This is a genomic window from Streptomyces olivochromogenes (assembly GCF_001514115.1).
Lineage (GTDB): Bacteria > Actinomycetota > Actinomycetes > Streptomycetales > Streptomycetaceae > Streptomyces > Streptomyces olivochromogenes.
In genome coordinates this window covers 65,088-80,903 of sequence record NZ_KQ948465.1, presented here as the reverse complement: position 1 = coordinate 80,903, position 15,816 = coordinate 65,088, and the positions used below count along the sequence as shown (strand labels likewise).

General features: G+C 67.4%; 14 protein-coding genes. 7 read left to right on the top strand and 7 right to left on the bottom strand.

The genetic code is table 11. From position 1 onward, the window contains the following. The coding region (locus AQJ27_RS33375; protein ID WP_279636223.1) for a DnaB-like helicase N-terminal domain-containing protein at positions 1–587 on the bottom strand (587 nt) is incomplete at its 3' end. Positions 588–1,045: 458 nt separating this feature from the next. Between AQJ27_RS33375 and AQJ27_RS33370 the strand changes: the two genes are divergently transcribed. Continuing rightward, entirely contained in the window at positions 1,046–2,383 is a 1,338-nt protein-coding gene (locus AQJ27_RS33370) for an MATE family efflux transporter (protein WP_067376737.1), read from the top strand. 281 nt (positions 2,384–2,664) lie between these two features. Here the strand turns inward: AQJ27_RS33370 and rplI are convergent, their stop codons facing one another. The 4 genes from rplI to rpsF form a co-directional block, all read right to left on the bottom strand. Continuing rightward, positions 2,665–3,111 carry a 50S ribosomal protein L9 gene (gene rplI / locus AQJ27_RS33365; RefSeq protein ID WP_054236454.1) on the bottom strand — a complete coding sequence of 149 codons (447 nt, stop codon included), beginning with the start codon at positions 3,109–3,111 and terminating at the stop codon, positions 2,665–2,667. An 18-nt stretch (positions 3,112–3,129) separates the two neighbouring features. Beyond that, positions 3,130–3,366 (bottom strand): 30S ribosomal protein S18, encoded by a 237-nt coding sequence (gene rpsR, locus AQJ27_RS33360; RefSeq protein WP_003949403.1) that lies wholly within the window; start codon positions 3,364–3,366, stop codon positions 3,130–3,132. A gap of 57 nt (positions 3,367–3,423) precedes the next feature. Continuing rightward, a complete protein-coding gene (locus AQJ27_RS33355; protein WP_067376733.1) occupies positions 3,424–4,023 on the bottom strand; it encodes a single-stranded DNA-binding protein in 600 nt (199 codons plus the stop codon). Positions 4,024–4,100: 77 nt separating this feature from the next. Further along, positions 4,101–4,391, bottom strand: coding sequence for a 30S ribosomal protein S6 (rpsF, locus tag AQJ27_RS33350; RefSeq protein ID WP_004950685.1), 291 nt, complete (start codon positions 4,389–4,391; stop codon positions 4,101–4,103). Between the two features lie 312 nt (positions 4,392–4,703). On the opposite strand from rpsF, the gene AQJ27_RS33345 reads away from it, so the two are divergent. From AQJ27_RS33345 to AQJ27_RS33335, 3 genes are all read left to right on the top strand, one after another. Then, positions 4,704–5,015 (top strand): hypothetical protein, encoded by a 312-nt coding sequence (locus AQJ27_RS33345; RefSeq protein ID WP_067376730.1) that lies wholly within the window; start codon positions 4,704–4,706, stop codon positions 5,013–5,015. 288 nt (positions 5,016–5,303) lie between these two features. Then, positions 5,304–6,425, top strand: coding sequence for a peptidoglycan bridge formation glycyltransferase FemX (femX, locus tag AQJ27_RS33340; protein ID WP_060901662.1), 1,122 nt, complete (start codon positions 5,304–5,306; stop codon positions 6,423–6,425). 146 nt (positions 6,426–6,571) lie between these two features. Further along, positions 6,572–7,603, top strand: a complete 1,032-nt coding sequence (locus AQJ27_RS33335) for an alanine racemase (RefSeq protein ID WP_067376727.1) — start codon at positions 6,572–6,574, stop codon at positions 7,601–7,603. 114 nt (positions 7,604–7,717) lie between these two features. Here AQJ27_RS33335 and AQJ27_RS33330 read toward each other — a convergent pair whose 3' ends face one another. Continuing rightward, on the bottom strand, positions 7,718–9,229 hold the full coding sequence (locus AQJ27_RS33330; RefSeq protein WP_067376724.1) for a glycosyltransferase family 87 protein: 1,512 nt from the start codon (positions 9,227–9,229) through the stop codon (positions 7,718–7,720). Positions 9,230–9,476: 247 nt separating this feature from the next. After that, positions 9,477–12,092, bottom strand: coding sequence for a transglycosylase domain-containing protein (locus tag AQJ27_RS33325; protein ID WP_079065430.1), 2,616 nt, complete (start codon positions 12,090–12,092; stop codon positions 9,477–9,479). 374 nt (positions 12,093–12,466) lie between these two features. Between AQJ27_RS33325 and AQJ27_RS33320 the strand changes: the two genes are divergently transcribed. The 3 genes from AQJ27_RS33320 to AQJ27_RS33310 all read left to right on the top strand — a co-directional run bounded on the left by AQJ27_RS33320 (position 12,467) and on the right by AQJ27_RS33310 (position 15,712). Next, complete coding sequence (locus AQJ27_RS33320; protein ID WP_067376717.1) at positions 12,467–13,198, top strand: PadR family transcriptional regulator; 732 nt, start codon at positions 12,467–12,469, stop codon at positions 13,196–13,198. 44 nt (positions 13,199–13,242) lie between these two features. Continuing rightward, a complete protein-coding gene (locus AQJ27_RS33315; RefSeq protein ID WP_067376714.1) occupies positions 13,243–14,325 on the top strand; it encodes an inositol-3-phosphate synthase in 1,083 nt (360 codons plus the stop codon). A 124-nt stretch (positions 14,326–14,449) separates the two neighbouring features. Further along, positions 14,450–15,712, top strand: a complete 1,263-nt coding sequence (locus AQJ27_RS33310) for an MFS transporter (RefSeq protein ID WP_067376711.1) — start codon at positions 14,450–14,452, stop codon at positions 15,710–15,712. Positions 15,713–15,816 lie beyond the last annotated feature (104 nt).

Sequence of the window (15,816 nt, the reverse complement as noted above, 5' to 3'; positions counted from 1 at the left end):
GCGTAGATCTCGGCCTGGGCGGTGTTGACGATCTCGTCCACGTCGCCGTCGGCCGCGTATCCCATCTGTGTGATGCGCGTGCCGGCCTCGACCAGGCGGCGGAGGACCGCGCGCTCATGGACGATCTCCGCGTAGTACTCGGCGTTCGCCGCCGTGGGGACCGTCTGGACGAGGGTGTGCAGATACGAGGCGCCACCGACCTTGGTGATCTCACCCCGCTTGGTGAGCTCGGCTGCGACCGTGATCGGGTCGGCCGGCTCGCCCTTCGCGTACAGATCGAGGATCGCGGTGTAGATGGTCTCGTGCGCGGGCCGGTAGAAGTCGTGGCCCTTGATGACCTCGACGACGTCGGCGATGGCGTCCTTGGACAGGAGCATGCCACCGAGAACGGACTGCTCGGCGTCGAGGTCCTGGGGCGGTACGCGCTCGAAGGACGAACCTCCGCCTTCCCACGGCCCGTTGTCCCGGTCGCGGTCGTGCTGTTCGTCGCGGCCCCGGCCACCTTCGCGGCCTCGGCGGGAAGCGGGCAGACGATCACTGGGACCGCTGTCGGCCCACGGGTCGTCCAAGGGCTCGGAAATACTCACCGAGCCACCTCCTCCCGTCCGCCGAGCGGACCTAACCGTGCCTTCATTTCTACGGCACGGCACTGACAAATAAGAGGCCCAACTCCGGTTCTGACGTGTCGGTTTTGCGAGGTTTCCGAGGACAGAAAAGAGAGCGGGCGACGCACCACGTTAGGCCCGCGGGCACCTTCAGCCAATCTGGTTATCCACAGGCCATGTGGACGACGGCCCGGATGCTGTGGAGAACTCCACAAAACCTGTGCACGACCCGGTGGACAGGCCTGTGAACAAGCCCTCAACCACTCGGAAGAAACCGCCCTGACCTGGTCGTTTACCATCCACCGGCTGTGCAGAAGAAAAACTTTCCCGGTAGAACCAAGATCGCTGCAAACGGTACACGGCGACACGCCCGACGGGAGCACAGGTAATGGGCACTATCACTTTGCATCTCTTACCTGTGGAAGATTAGATTGGTGCCCATGACACAGGCTCCCCCGGCACCCGAGGCCGCCCGACGCCGGCACGACCGAGAGATCGTCGCGCTGGCCGTTCCGGCCTTCGGCGCACTCGTCGCCGAGCCTCTTTTCGTGATGGCCGACAGCGCCATCGTCGGACACCTCGGCACCGCGCAACTGGCCGGCCTCGGTGTCGCCTCCGCCCTCCTCACGACCGCCGTCAGCGTTTTCGTCTTCCTCGCGTACGCCACCACCGCCGCCGTCGCCCGACGGGTCGGCGCCGGTGATCTGCGGGCCGCGATACGCCAGGGCATGGACGGCATCTGGCTCGCGCTGCTGCTCGGCGTGGTCGTCATAGCCTCGGTCCTGCCCACGGCACCCGCCCTCGTGGAACTCTTCGGCGCCTCGCACACCGCGGCCCCGTACGCGACGACCTATCTGCGCATCTCCTCGCTCGGTATCCCCGCGATGCTCATCGCGCTCGCGTCCACCGGTGTCCTGCGCGGACTGCAGGACACGAAGACCCCCCTCTATGTCGCCGTCGGGGGCTTCGTCGCCAACGCCGCGCTCAACGCGGGCCTCGTCTACGGCGCCGGACTGGGTATCGCCGGCTCCGCCTGGGGCACCGTCATCGCCCAGTTCGGTATGGCCGCGGTGTATCTGTTCGTCGTCGTCCGCGGAGCCCGGAAGCACGGGGCCTCGCTGCGACCGGACGCCGCCGGGATACGGGCCTGCGCTCAGGCCGGTGCACCCCTGCTCGTGCGCACGCTGTCGCTGAGGACGATCCTCATGATCGCCACGGCTGTCGCCGCACGGCTCGGGGACGCCGACATGGCCGCACACCAGATCATCCTGTCCCTGTGGAGTCTGCTCGCCTTCGCACTCGACGCGATCGCCATCGCCGGACAGGCCATCATCGGACGCTATCTCGGTGCGAACGACGCTCAGGGTGCTCGCGAGGCCTGCCGCCGCATGGTCCAGTGGGGCATCGCTTCCGGTGTCGTCCTCGGCCTGCTGGTGATCGCCGCCCGCCCGATCTTCCTTCCCCTGTTCACCAGCGACTCGGCCGTCCAGAACACGGCGCTTCCCGCCCTGGTTCTGGTGGCCGTCTCACAACCGATCAGCGGGGTCGTCTTCGTCCTGGACGGAGTCCTGATGGGCGCGGGAGACGGTCCCTACCTGGCGTGGGCCATGGTGCTCACCCTGGCGCTCTTCACTCCCGTCGCGCTGCTGGTGCCCACGCTCGGAGGCGGGCTCACCGCGCTCTGGGGAGCGATGACGCTGATGATGTCGGTGAGGATGCTGACCCTGTGGCTGCGCTCCCACTCGGGACGCTGGATCGTCACGGGCGCGACGCGCTGAACCAGCGCACTGGCCGTTTCACGTGAAACGGCCGGTGCGGCCGGCCAACCCGACCCGGCCCTGACCCTCGCCCAGGCCGTCGCTCTCGCCCTCACCCTCACCCTCACCCAGGCCGTCGTTCTCACCCTCGCCCTAGCTGTCACCCTCGCCGTCACCCTCAGACCCGTTTCACGTGAAACCCCCGTTTCACGTGAAACGCAGAGCAGCTCGCCCCCGCCAAACGAAGAAGGGCCGTACCCCAGTGGGTACGGCCCTTCTCTCAGCTATGCCGAGCGCAGCGGTCAGGCCGCGACGACCTCGATGTTGACCTTGGCGGCAACCTCGGGGTGCAGACGCACGGACGTCTCGTGGGCGCCCAGGGTCTTGATCGGCGAGCCCAGCTCGATACGGCGCTTGTCGACCTCGGGGCCACCGGAAGCCTTGATCGCCGAAGCGATGTCGGCCGGGGTGACGGAACCGAAGAGACGACCGGCGTCGCCGGAGCGGACGGCCAGACGGACCTTCACGCCTTCGAGGCGGGCCTTGATCTCGTTGGCCTGCTCGATGGTCGCGATCTCGTGGATCTTGCGAGCACGACGGATCTGCTCGACGTCCTTCTCGCCACCCTTGGTCCAGCGGATCGCAAAGTTCCGCGGGATCAGGTAGTTGCGAGCGTAACCGTCCTTGACGTCGACGACGTCGCCCGCGGCACCGAGGCCGGAGACCTCGTGGGTGAGGATGATCTTCATTAGTCGGTCACCCTTCCCTTATCGCGCGGTGGAGGTGTAGGGCAGCAGCGCCATCTCACGGCTGTTCTTCACGGCCGTGGCGACGTCACGCTGGTGCTGCGTGCAGTTGCCGGTCACGCGGCGGGCACGGATCTTGCCGCGGTCGGAAATGAACTTCCGCAGCATGTTCGTGTCCTTGTAGTCCACGTACGTGACCTTGTCCTTGCAGAAAGCGCAGACCTTCTTCTTCGGCTTGCGCACAGGCGGCTTCGCCATGGTGTATCTCCTGTGTGATCAAGAAGTGGGGGTACGGCCCACCCTCGGCCCGGGGGCCTAGAAGGGGGGCTCGTCCGAGTAGCCGCCGCCAGAGCCGCCGGAGCCGCCGGAGTTTCCACCCCAGCCGCCACCGCCGCCGCCCTGGTTGCCACTGGCAGGAGCGCTGGTCGCCCAGGGGTCTTCCGCCGGAGCTCCGCCGCCGCCCTGCTGGCCGCCGCCGGAGCCTCCGCCCCAGCCGCCGCCCTGCTGGCCGCCGCCACCGCCGCCGCCGTAACCACCCTGGCCACCTCGACCGGTGGTCTTGGTGACCTTGGCCGTGGCGTTCTTCAGGCTGGCGCCGACTTCCTCGACGTCCAGCTCGTAGACCGTGCGCTTGACGCCCTCACGGTCCTCGTAGGACCGCTGCTTCAGCCGGCCCTGCACGATGACGCGCATGCCTCGCTGGAGCGACTCGGCGACGTTCTCCGCCGCCTGACGCCAGACCGAGCAGGTCAGGAACAGGCTCTCGCCGTCCTTCCACTCATTGGTCTGACGGTCGAAGGTGCGGGGGGTGGACGCGACACGGAACTTCGCGACCGCCGCACCGGAAGGGGTGAAGCGCAGCTCGGGGTCGTCGACAAGATTGCCGACGACCGTGATGACGGTCTCGCCTGCCATGGGGGAACCTCTCGGCGGGTTTGCTGCTGGCTGCTAGTGCTGCTACTCGATGCCCGAGATCAGCTGAGCTGCAGAGCTCAGTGGGTCTCGGGACGGAGGACCTTGGTCCGGAGGACCGACTCGTTCAGGTTCATCTGGCGGTCGAGCTCCTTGACGACCGCAGGCTCGGCCTGCAGGTCGATGACCGAGTAGATGCCCTCGGGCTTCTTCTTGATCTCGTACGCGAGACGACGACGGCCCCAGGTGTCGACCTTCTCGACCTTTCCGTTGCCCTCACGGACGACGGAGAGGAAGTTCTCGATCAGCGGGGAGACAGCGCGCTCCTCGAGATCGGGGTCGAGGATGACCATCACCTCGTAGTGACGCATGTGGAACCCACCTCCTTTGGACTCAACGGCCACGGCGGTTCCGTGGCAGGAGGGTTGTGATGCGTTCGCAACGGTATCCGCGGCCACTGACAACGCCACTGACAAGAGGACTCCGTCGATGTACCGAGTGATCGGTAAACCGAAGGGGAATCCTTGCCGTGACCTGGACATGGCCTGGGCAGACACCGGTGCAGAGGGTACAGAGTACCTGCACACCCGCTTCCGGTTGAAATCCGGCCGGGGTCACCGTCAATCTGTACACATCGGGTGTGTATGGCGCTACGATGCGCCGCCTTCCGCAGGAGGTGCCCTATGGCACAGACGCGACCCACCGTTGCCGGCTCTCTGTTCGCGACGGACCACAAGCCCCACCCACTCCAAGACACGCTGCTCGCGGTGACTCTGGTCCTCGGAGTCACCGCTCTCATCACGGCAGCCTTCAACAGCCTGCACCTCGTCAGCTCGTGGGCAGGCCTGATCGGGATCATCACCGGCGCCTCCGGGCAGTTCATCTCGGAGACGACCCGGGAACGCTTCGGCCTGATCCTGGGTCTCGGTGCCTCGGCCGTCGGCTTCTTCCTCGGCATGGCGCACGGCGGCCTCTTCGGCGGCATCATCGGCTGAGGAACCCGGACCCGTTCCGCGGGCCGGGCAGCCGGACCGTTTCGCGGGCCGGGCAGCCGGACCGTTTCGCGGGCCGGGCAGCCGGACATAACCTCGTCCGGGCGGCCGGAGACACCACCGCCTGCCGATACAGCCGGACACATCACCTCAGAACGTCCTGACCACGCTTCGGTCGGGACGCAGGTTCAGTACGGCCCAGTCGGGGCGCTCCCAGGGCGCAGTAGGCTTCGGCGCGAGAGCCGGAGCCCCTGTACCCATGGGGACACACCAGCCCGAGGAGCGCCCCGAATGAGCCTGACCCTGAGGACCATCAGCCGAGAGCAGCATCTGGCCTACATCCAGAGCCTGCCCGCGGCTAGCCACATGCAGGTTCCGGCATGGGCCGATGTCAAGGCGGAGTGGCGCTCCGAGAGCCTGGGCTGGTTCGACGAGCGGACCGGCGAGATGGTGGGTGCCGGGCTGGTGCTGTACCGCCAGCTGCCCAAGATCAAGCGCTACCTCGCCTACCTCCCCGAGGGCCCGGTCATCAACTGGTACGCGCCGAACCTCGACGAGTGGCTGCAGCCGATGCTCGCGCACCTCAAGCAGCAGGGCGCCTTCTCCGTGAAGATGGGCCCGCCGGTGATCATCCGGCGCTGGGAGGCCACGTCCATCAAGGGCGGCATCCAGAACCCGGACGTGAAGCGCCTGCGCGACATCGAGGCGGACTTCATCGAACCGCGCGCCTTCGAGGTCGCCGACAAGCTGCGCCGCATGGGCTGGCAGCAGGGTGAGGACGGCGGCGCCGGCTTCGGCGACGTACAGCCCCGCTACGTCTTCCAGGTGCCGCTGGCCAACCGCTCGCTGGAAGAGGTCCACAAGAACTTCAACCAGCTGTGGCGGCGCAACATCAAGAAGGCCGAGAAGGAGGGCGTCGAGGTCGTCCAGGGCGGCTACCACGACCTCGAGGAGTGGCAGCGGCTGTACGAGATCACGGCGATCCGCGACCACTTCCGGCCGCGCCCGCTGTCGTACTTCCAGCGCATGTGGTCGGCCCTCAACACCGAGGACCCCAACCGGATGCGGCTCTACTTCGCCCGGCGCGGCGGCGTGAACCTGTCCGCGGCCACGATGCTGGTCGTCGGTGGGCACGTCTGGTACTCGTACGGCGCGTCGGACAACATCGGGCGTGAGTTCCGGCCCTCGAACGCGATGCAGTGGCGGATGCTGCGCGACTCGTACGCCCTGGGTGCGACCGTCTACGACCTGCGCGGCATCTCCGACTCGCTGGACGAGACGGACCACCTCTTCGGTCTGATCCAGTTCAAGGTGGGCACGGGCGGGCAGGCCGCCGAGTACCTCGGCGAGTGGGACTTCCCGCTCAACAAGCTGCTCCACAAGGCGCTCGACATCTACATGTCACGCCGCTGAGCCGTGCGCGTCGCGCCGCTGAGCCGGCCCGGAGCGCATACCGAGCCGCCCATCCGGCCCGGCGTGGCCCCGTCGGTCCGGCGGATCCGCCACAATTTCCCTACCTCTGATTCACCGCAGCCACGAGAAAGGTTCCGGGACCGGCCATGGCGCTCACGCTCTACGTCGACACCGCGCGCTGGCGGGCACACCACAAGCAGGTGTCCGAGCAGTTTCCGGGGCTCGTCCCCGTCTGCAAGGGCAACGGCTACGGCTTCGGCCACGAGCGGCTCGCCGACGAGGCCACCCGCCTCGGCTCGGACATCCTGGCCGTCGGCACCACGTACGAGGCCGCCCGGATCAAGGACTGGTTCGGCGGCGATCTGCTGGTCCTGACGCCGTTCAGGCGGGGCGAGGAGCCCGTACCGCTGCCCGACCGTGTCATCCGCTCGGTGTCGTCCATCGACGGCGTGTACGGCCTCGTGGGCGCCCGTGTCGTCATCGAGGTGATGTCCTCGATGAAGCGGCACGGTGTCAGCGAGCAGGATCTGCCGCATCTGCACTCCGCCATAGAGAACGTCCGGCTGGAGGGCTTCGCCATCCACCTGCCGCTGGACCGCACCGACGGCTCGGACGCCGTCGAGGAGGTCATCGGCTGGATGGACCGTCTGCGCGCGGCCCGGCTGCCGCTGCACACGATGTTCGTCAGCCACCTCAAGGCCGATGAGCTCGCGCGGCTCCAGCAGCAGTTCCCGCAGACCCGCTTCCGCGCCCGTATCGGCACCCGGCTGTGGCTGGGGGACCACGACGCGACCGAGTACCGCGGAGCCGTCCTGGACGTCACCCGTGTCTCCAAGGGCGACCGCTTCGGCTACCGGCAGCAGAAGACGGCCTCCGACGGCTGGCTGGTGGTCGTGGCGGGCGGAACGTCGCACGGAGTGGGCCTGGAGGCCCCGAAGGCTCTGCACGGCGTCATGCCGCGCGCCAAGGGCGTCGCCCGGGCCGGCCTGGCGACGGTCAACCGGAACCTTTCTCCGTTCGTCTGGGCCGGCAAGCAGCGCTGGTTCGCCGAGCCGCCGCACATGCAGGTGTCGATCCTCTTCGTGCCGTCGGACGCCACGGAGCCGCGGGTCGGCGACGAGCTGGTGGCCCATCTGCGGCACACCACCACGCAGTTCGACCGCATCGTGGAGCGCTGATCCGGGGACACGGACACCTGCCTCTGCCCCTGCGAAAACAGCGGAAAGGCCGTACACACATACCGTGTACGGCCTTTCGCGTTGCCCGTCGGAGCCGGGCCGAGCCCTGTTCGCTCAGAGCGAACTGTCCTCCGGAGCGGGCCCACCGCCGTTGCCGCCCCATTCCACCTGAGGCCCGTCGAAGTGCGCCGCGTGCCGCGGTGGATGGGCCGCCGCGCCGAGCACGAAGACGTCCTCCGCGCCGTCCAGGACGCCTCCCGAGGGATCGTCCTCGCCCGCCCTGCGCACGACGTCCCGCTCCGGCATGAGGATGTCGCGTACGACCACGGCGCACAGGTACAGCGTGCCCAGAAGGTGGGCGGCGATCGCGAACTGGTACCCGTGGGAGGAGAGGCCCTTGTGGGCCTCCCCGCTGGTCGTGTACGCGAGGTACATCCAGATCCCCAGGAAGTACGCGACCTCGCACGCCTGCCAGATCAGGAAGTCCCGCCACTTCGGCCGGGCCAGCGCGGCCAGGGGGATCAGCCACAGCACGTACTGGGGCGAGTAGACCTTGTTGGTGAGGATGAAGGCCGCGACGATCAGGAAGGCCAGCTGGGCGAAGCGGGGGCGGCGCGGGGCGGTGAGCGCGAGCGCCGCCATGGCCACGCAGACGAGCACCATCAGGACCAGCGCCCACGCGTTCGCCGTCTGGTAGCTGATCGGGATCTTCCACCAGGTGGAGATGAACAAGAAGACCGAACCGAAGTCGATCCCCCTGGTCTGGCTGAAGCTGTAGAACTTCGCCCAGCCTTCCGGCGCGAGGTACATCACGGGAAGGTTCACCACGAGCCAGGCTCCGACCGCGCCCATGAGCGCGTTCCCGAACTCCCGCCACTTGCCCGCCCGCCAGCACAGCACGAGCAGCGGTCCCATGAGCAGGAACGGGTAGAACTTGGCGGCCGTGGCGAGCCCGAGCAGGACACCGAAGGCAAGGGAGCGCCCACGCGACCACATGAGCATCGCGGCGGCCAGCAGGGCCACCGCGAGGAGGTCCCAGTTGATGGTGGCCGTGAGCGCGAAGGCGGGCGCGAGGGCGACCAGGAGGCCGTCCCAGGGGCGCAGGCGGTGGGTGCGCGCGGTGCATACGGCGATGACCGCCGCGCACACCATGAGCATCCCGGCGTTGACCATCCAGTAGATCTGCTCCTGGTGCTGGATGCTGCCGCCGCCCGGCGTGAGCCAGGCCGCGACCTCCATGAACAGACCGGTCAGGACCGGGTACTCGAGGTAGTCCATGTCGCCGGGGAGCTTGTCGAAGTACGGCACGAGGCCGTCGGCGAAACCGCGTCCCTGGTAGAGGTGCGGGATGTCCGAGTAGCACGCGTGCGTGTACTGCGTGCTGGCCCCGAAGAACCAGCCGCTGTCGTAGCAGGGCAGTTTCTGCACCATACCGAGGGCGAACATGCCGATCGCGACGAGCGCGATCACCCGCACCGGGGTCCACCAGGACGCCCCCAGCAGCGCTCTCCGTCCGATGGGGCCGCCGATCAGCTCACTTCCGGCCGCGGCGACCTCGTCGTCCTTGGTCGGCCGCACCGGCTCCGGCTCGCGCACGCTCGTTCGCGTCGTCTCTGCACTGGGCATGGCGCACATCCTGCCGTACGCGTCTGAGAATGGCCGCAGGGGCGGTGAAGCTCAGGCGGTCCGGCGCACGCGGTGCCGCCCGGTGAGCAGGGCTCGGCTCCGCTTGTCGACCCGCACACGCCGAACCGTTCGACCGTCTCACGCCCGATCAATCGACCCGCGCACGCCCAAACATCCGAGCCGGACGCACAGAACAGGGGCCGTCAGCCACAGCTGACGGCCCCTGTTCCTCGGGTTACGCGTCTATCTATCCGCCGTTCTGTCCGGCGAAGATGCCGCCGTTGCCATTACCTCTGGTGTTCCCGTTGGTATTGGTCGCCGTCGGCGTGGGTGACGTGCTTCCGGTCGGACCGCCGCTGCTCCCCGCGTCCGTCCCACCGTTGTTCCCACAGTTCCAGCTGAAGTTGCCGCAGGTGTCGGTCGGCGAGGCCGTGGGAGAGCTGCTGATGGACGGGCTGGGCGAGTTGCTCGGCGTCGGGCTGGCCGACGGCGACGGGGTGGTCGACGGGGTCGGGCTCGGGCTGGGGCTGGCGTTGAGGATCTCGCCGAGCGGTTCGGCCTTCGGGAAGTCCTCGTGCTTGGAGTTCTTCAGGGCCACGGCCATGTAGTCCTTCCAGACCTGGGCCGGGATGTCACCACCGTGGACGGACGCCACACCACCGGTGCCGTTCATCGATTCCAGCTTGCTCGTCTTCGGGTCGGACCTGAACAGGGTGACGGCCGTGGACAGCTCCCTGGTGTAGCCGACGAACCACGCCGACTTGTTCTTGTCGGTCGTACCCGTCTTGCCGGCCACGGGGAAGCCCATGTCGGCGACCTTCTTGCCGGTTCCGTTCTGGACCACGTTCTGCAGGACGTCGGTGACGTTGTTCGCCACGTTCTCGGACATCGCGGTCTTCTCGGCGGGCGGCTTGAACTGGGAGAGCGGCTTGCTGTCCTTGAGCACCTTGGTGACCGAGTACGGCTCGTAGTGCGAGCCCGACGCGGCGAAGGTGCCGTACGCGTCGGCCATACGAATGGCGCTCGGGGTCGACGTACCGAGGGAGAAGGAGACGTTGTTCAGGTTTCCCTGGTCGAAGGAGTCCGGCAGGATGCCCATGGACTCCGCGACCTTCCGGGTCTTGGAAAGGCCGACGTCGACGCCCAGCTGCGCGAACGGGGAGTTGATGGACTGCTCCATGGCCTTCTTGAGCGTCACCATCCCCCAGGCCTTGGTGCCCTCGTTCTTCTGCCGGAACGGCTTCCCGTCGTTACCCATGATCGGGTCGCCGTTCTGGTCCTTGATCACCAGCAAGTCGTCGCCGTTGTAGCGGGCCATCGGCGAGAGGGCCTGTGGGGTGGTCTTGTACGTTCCGTACTGCATCGCGGTGGCCAGCACGATCGGCTTCCAGGTCGATCCGACCGGCACACCCGTCGTATTGGCGTTGTTGGAGTAGTGGCCCTTGTCGAAGCCGTCGCCCCCGTAGAGCGCCACGATGGCGCCAGTCTTCGGATCGACCGACGCCGCGCCGAACTGCACGTCCTTGTCGGTCTTGGGCCGCGCCTTGGTGTCGAGGAAGCTCTTCTTCGTCGCCTTGACGGCCTTCTCCAGCTCAGTGACCTTCTTCTTGTCGAAGGTCGTGTAGATCCGGTAGCCGCCCTTCTCCAACTGCTCCGGCGTGATGCCGGCCTTCTTCGCCACGTACTCCTTGGCGATGTCGACGAGGTAACCGGTCTGGCCGGACAGGGTCGAGTTCACCTTCTTGAGCGTGGGGAATGTCTTGATCTTGGTCCGCTCGGCCTGGGTCATGTTCCCGACCGTGACCTCACGGTCGAGGATCCACTTCCACCGTTCCTTGACCCGCTTGGTGTTGGAGTCGGGATCGGCCAGCGCCCCCACACCCCCGTCGGGGTTGTACAGGTTCGGGCCCTTGAGAACGGACGCGAGGAAGACGCACTGCTCGGTGCTGAGCTTGTCGGCGTCCACACCGAAGTAGGCCTGGGCCGCCGCCTGGATCCCGTAGGCGTTGCGCCCGTAGTACGCGGTGTTCAGGTAGCCCGCGAGGATCTGGTCCTTGCTCAGCTTCGAGTTCACCTTGATGGAGATGAAGAGCTCTTTGAACTTGCGCGTGATGGTCTGGTCCTGGTTCAGGTACGTGTTCTTCACGTACTGCTGAGTGATGGTCGAGCCACCCTGTGTCTCGCCACCCCGGGCCATGTTGACGAAGGCGCGCGCAATGCCCTTCGGATCGACACCCCGGTCCTTGTAGAAGGACGCGTTCTCGGCCGAAACCACCGCGTTCTTCATGGCCTTCGGGATCGCCTCCGGCCCCACGATCTGCCGGTTCGTCTGGCCGCCGGTGGCTGCCATCTGAGTGTTGTCGGACCAGTAGAAGACGTTGTTCTGGGCCAGGGCGGTGTCGTTCGGGTTCGGGACGCCCACCATGGCGTACCCGATGCCTGCCGCGACCAGCAGCCCCCCGCAGAAGGTGAGGAACGTACCCGTCACCAGCTTCCAGGAGGGCATCCAGCGCCCAGCCCCCGACTTACCCGCGCGCGGGTAGTCGATGAAACGCTTCTTTACAGGCCCAGAGGCCCGCGCGCGCCCGGGTCCGTCAGGACCGCCCCGGCGGCCGCCGGGCCCTGTGGCGTCGGCGCCTCTGCGGCGGCCGCCACTGCTGCTTCTCTGGGCTGCGCGCCGGGCCTCGGCGCGGCCGGTGTAGGGGCGCTCCTCCTCACCTCCCGACTCGTAGGAGTCGGCAGGGGACCCGGTGGCGCCTCGCGGTGCCGCACGGCGGCCGGAGGACGGGCCGGTCTGGCCGCGTCGGGCCGCGGCACGTCCGCCGCCCTGTGGCTGCGACGGTTTGCGACGGTGCTCGCTCATCGAACGATTACTCCTCGGGCAGGCGCACCCGTGCGCGCCTGGAAACGGCAGCTGGTTTCCGGTCCCCCCGAAGTACGGATGCGGTCGTTTGCGCATTCACCCGTACTGCACCAGGGACGAGGACGCCCTCAGGCGTCACTCGGTTCCCGGTGGTTTTGCATGGCGCACAGACTACGCACCGTCAAAACCCCCCTAATCCTGAAGTTCACCCCAAATCAGGCAACTTGCTTCGTATGAATCGGTGATGTGACGCCGTTCACCATGGCCCCCCTTGTCGCAGACGGACGGCCGATCTATCGTGCTGATGTATCGAGTCGATACATCAGCTCGGCATAAAGAACGTGCCGAGGACACCGCGGCAGTGAGGAGGCGATATGAGCCGGCGTTCCGGGATCCTCGAGTTCGCCGTCCTCGGCCTGCTTCGCGAGTCCCCGATGCACGGCTATGAGCTGCGCAAACGACTCAATACGTCACTGGGTGTGTTCCGTGCGTTCAGCTACGGGACGCTCTACCCCTGCCTCAAGACGCTGGTCGCGAGCGGCTGGTTGATCGAGGAATCGGGGAGCACCACCGAGGACGCCCTCGCCGTTCCGCTTGCTGGGCGTCGCGCCAAGATCGTCTATCGGTTGACGGCTGAAGGTAAAGAGCACTTCGAGGAGCTGCTCTCGCAGACGGGGCCCGACGCGTACGAGGACGAGCACTTCGCCGCTCGTTTCGCGTTCTTCGGGCAGACGTCACGCGACGTGCGCATGCGCGTACTGGAGGGCCGCCGCAGTCGGCTCGAGGAGCGACTGGAGAAGATGCGTGCCTCGCTGGCACGCACCAGGGAGCGCCTCGACGACTACACCCTTGAGCTCCAGCGCCACGGAATGGAGTCCGTGGAGCGCGAAGTGCGCTGGCTGAACGAGCTCATCGAGAGCGAGCGAGCAGGACGGGACGTCAAGGACTCCGCCTCCGAAGGCACCTCACGAGGTGTCCCCGAAGGCAGCTCTCCAGGCGCCTTCGAAGGCTCCGCTCAGCAGAACAGCACATCTGGAGAGACGGGCGGCCTGCCCCGGCACCGGGACCAGTCCCGGCCGGATCCGTCCGACGACACCACCACGTGAGGTCCAGTCGGGGCTTCACCTCGTACACACAGGGAGCAACCGGAATGGGTTCGGTTCGCGTAGCCATCGTCGGCGTGGGCAACTGCGCCGCCTCGCTGGTGCAGGGCGTCGAGTACTACAAGGACGCCGACCCGGCGTCCAAGGTCCCGGGTCTGATGCACGTCCAGTTCGGCGACTACCACGTCGGTGACGTCGAGTTCGTCGCCGCCTTCGACGTCGACGCGAAGAAGGTCGGCCTCGACCTCTCCGACGCCATCGGTGCCAGCGAGAACAACACCATCAAGATCTGCGACGTCCCGAACAAGGGCGTCACGGTCCAGCGCGGCCACACCCTCGACGGTCTCGGCAAGTACTACCGCATGACCATCGAGGAGTCCGCCGAGGCGCCGGTCGACATCGTCCAGATCCTCAAGGACAAGCAGGTCGACGTCCTCGTCTGCTACCTGCCCGTCGGTTCCGAGGACGCGGCGAAGTTCTACGCCCAGTGCGCCATCGACGCCAAGGTCGCCTTCGTCAACGCCCTCCCGGTCTTCATCGCCGGCACCAAGGAGTGGGCGGACAAGTTCACCGAGGCGGGCGTCCCGATCGTCGGCGACGACATCAAGTCGCAGGTCGGCGCCACCATCACGCACCGTGTGATGGCGAAGCTGTTCGAGGACCGCGGTGTCCGTCTTGAGCGCACCATGCAGCTCAACGTCGGCGGCAACATGGACTTCAAGAACATGCTGGAGCGCGACCGCCTCGAGTCGAAGAAGATCTCGAAGACGCAGGCCGTCACCTCGCAGATCCCCGACCGCGACATGGGCGAGAAGAACGTCCACATCGGTCCCTCGGACTACGTGGCCTGGCTCGACGACCGCAAGTGGGCGTATGTCCGTCTCGAGGGCCGCGCCTTCGGTGACGTCCCGCTGAACCTGGAGTACAAGCTCGAGGTCTGGGACTCCCCGAACTCCGCGGGTGTCATCATCGACGCCCTGCGCGCCGCGAAGATCGCCAAGGACCGCGGCATCGGCGGTCCGATCCTGTCGGCGTCCTCGTACTTCATGAAGTCCCCGCCGGTCCAGTACTTCGACGACGAGGCCTTCGCCAACGTCGAGAAGTTCATCAAGGGCGAGGTCGAGCGCTAGCAAGACAGGCCTCCGAGCGCCGTCGAGACACGGCGCGGAGCGCCGAGGGGCTTTTCGCTCCTGCCCGTCGAGGGTCCCTGGGTCTTTGACCCGGGGACCCTCCTCGTATGTGAGGCTGTGCCCCATGGCTGTCGTGCGTGACCTGCGCGTCCTCCTGCGCTTCCAAGGCTTCAGACGCCTGCTCGGTGTCCGGTTGCTGTCCCAGGGCGCCGACGGCGTCTACCAGGTCGCGCTCGCCACGTACGTCGTCTTCTCACCGGAGAAGCAGACCTCAGCGGCCTCGATCGCCTCCGCGATGGCGGTACTGCTCCTGCCGTACTCCCTGGTCGGCCCCTTCGCCGGCGTCCTGCTGGACCGCTGGCGGCGCCGCCAGGTCCTCCTGTACGGCAATCTGCTGCGGACCGCGCTGGCCTGCGTGACGGCCGTGCTGATGCTGAGCCATGTCCCCGACTGGCTCTTCTACGCCTCCGCGCTGTGCGTCACCGCGGTCAACCGGTTCGTCCTCGCGGGCCTCTCGGCCGCCCTGCCCCGTGTCGTCGACTCCCACCGGCTGGTCATGGCCAACGCCCTGTCGCCCACCGCCGGAACACTCGCCGCGACCGCGGGCGGCGGTCTCGCGTTCGTCGTACGACTGGTCGCCTCGGACTCGGACGCGGCGGTCGTCCTCCTCGGCGCGACCCTCTATCTGTGCGCCGCGCTCGCCTCGCTGCGCATCGCACCGGAACTGCTCGGCCCCGATCAGGAGTTGGTGCAGCCGAGCCTGCGCACGGCGCTCACCGGAACCGCGCGCGGTCTCGCGGCCGGTGTGCGCCATCTCGCCGAGCCCGCGCGACGGGAGGCGGCCTGGGCGCTCCTGTCGATGACCCTGATGCGCTTCTGCTACGGCGCCCTGACCGTCATGGTGCTGATGCTGTGCCGGTACGCCTGGTCGTCCGGCTCCGACGACGGGCTCGCCCTGCTGGGCCTGGCGGTGGGCATCTCAGGGGCGGGCTTCTTCGTCGCGGCCGTGGTGACGCCCTGGGCGGTGGGACGACTGGGCCCCGGCGGCTGGATCGTCGCGTGCGCGGCCGCGGCGGCGGTCCTGGAACCGGCGCTCGGCCTCCCTTTCGAGGCGGCGCCCATGCTGGCCGCCGCCTTCGTTCTCGGCCTGACCACACAGGGCGCGAAGATCGCCACCGACACGATCGTGCAGTCCTCGGTCGACGACGGCTACCGCGGCCGGATCTTCTCCGTTTACGACGTCCTGTTCAACGTCGCCTTCGTCGGCGCGGCCGCAGTAGCCGCCCTGATGCTGCCTCCTGACGGCCGCTCAGCTCCCCTCGTCGTCACACTGGCCGTGGTCTACGCGGCAATTGCTGTTGCTATGGCCCGCTTTGAGATGCAGTAAGTGTCACATCAGGGCCACAGAGCCTCTCTGGGCTACTGAGTTGTCAGTCGGTCCCGATAACTTACGTGCGTCTTATTCACGCCACGCGCTTACGTTCTAGGGGG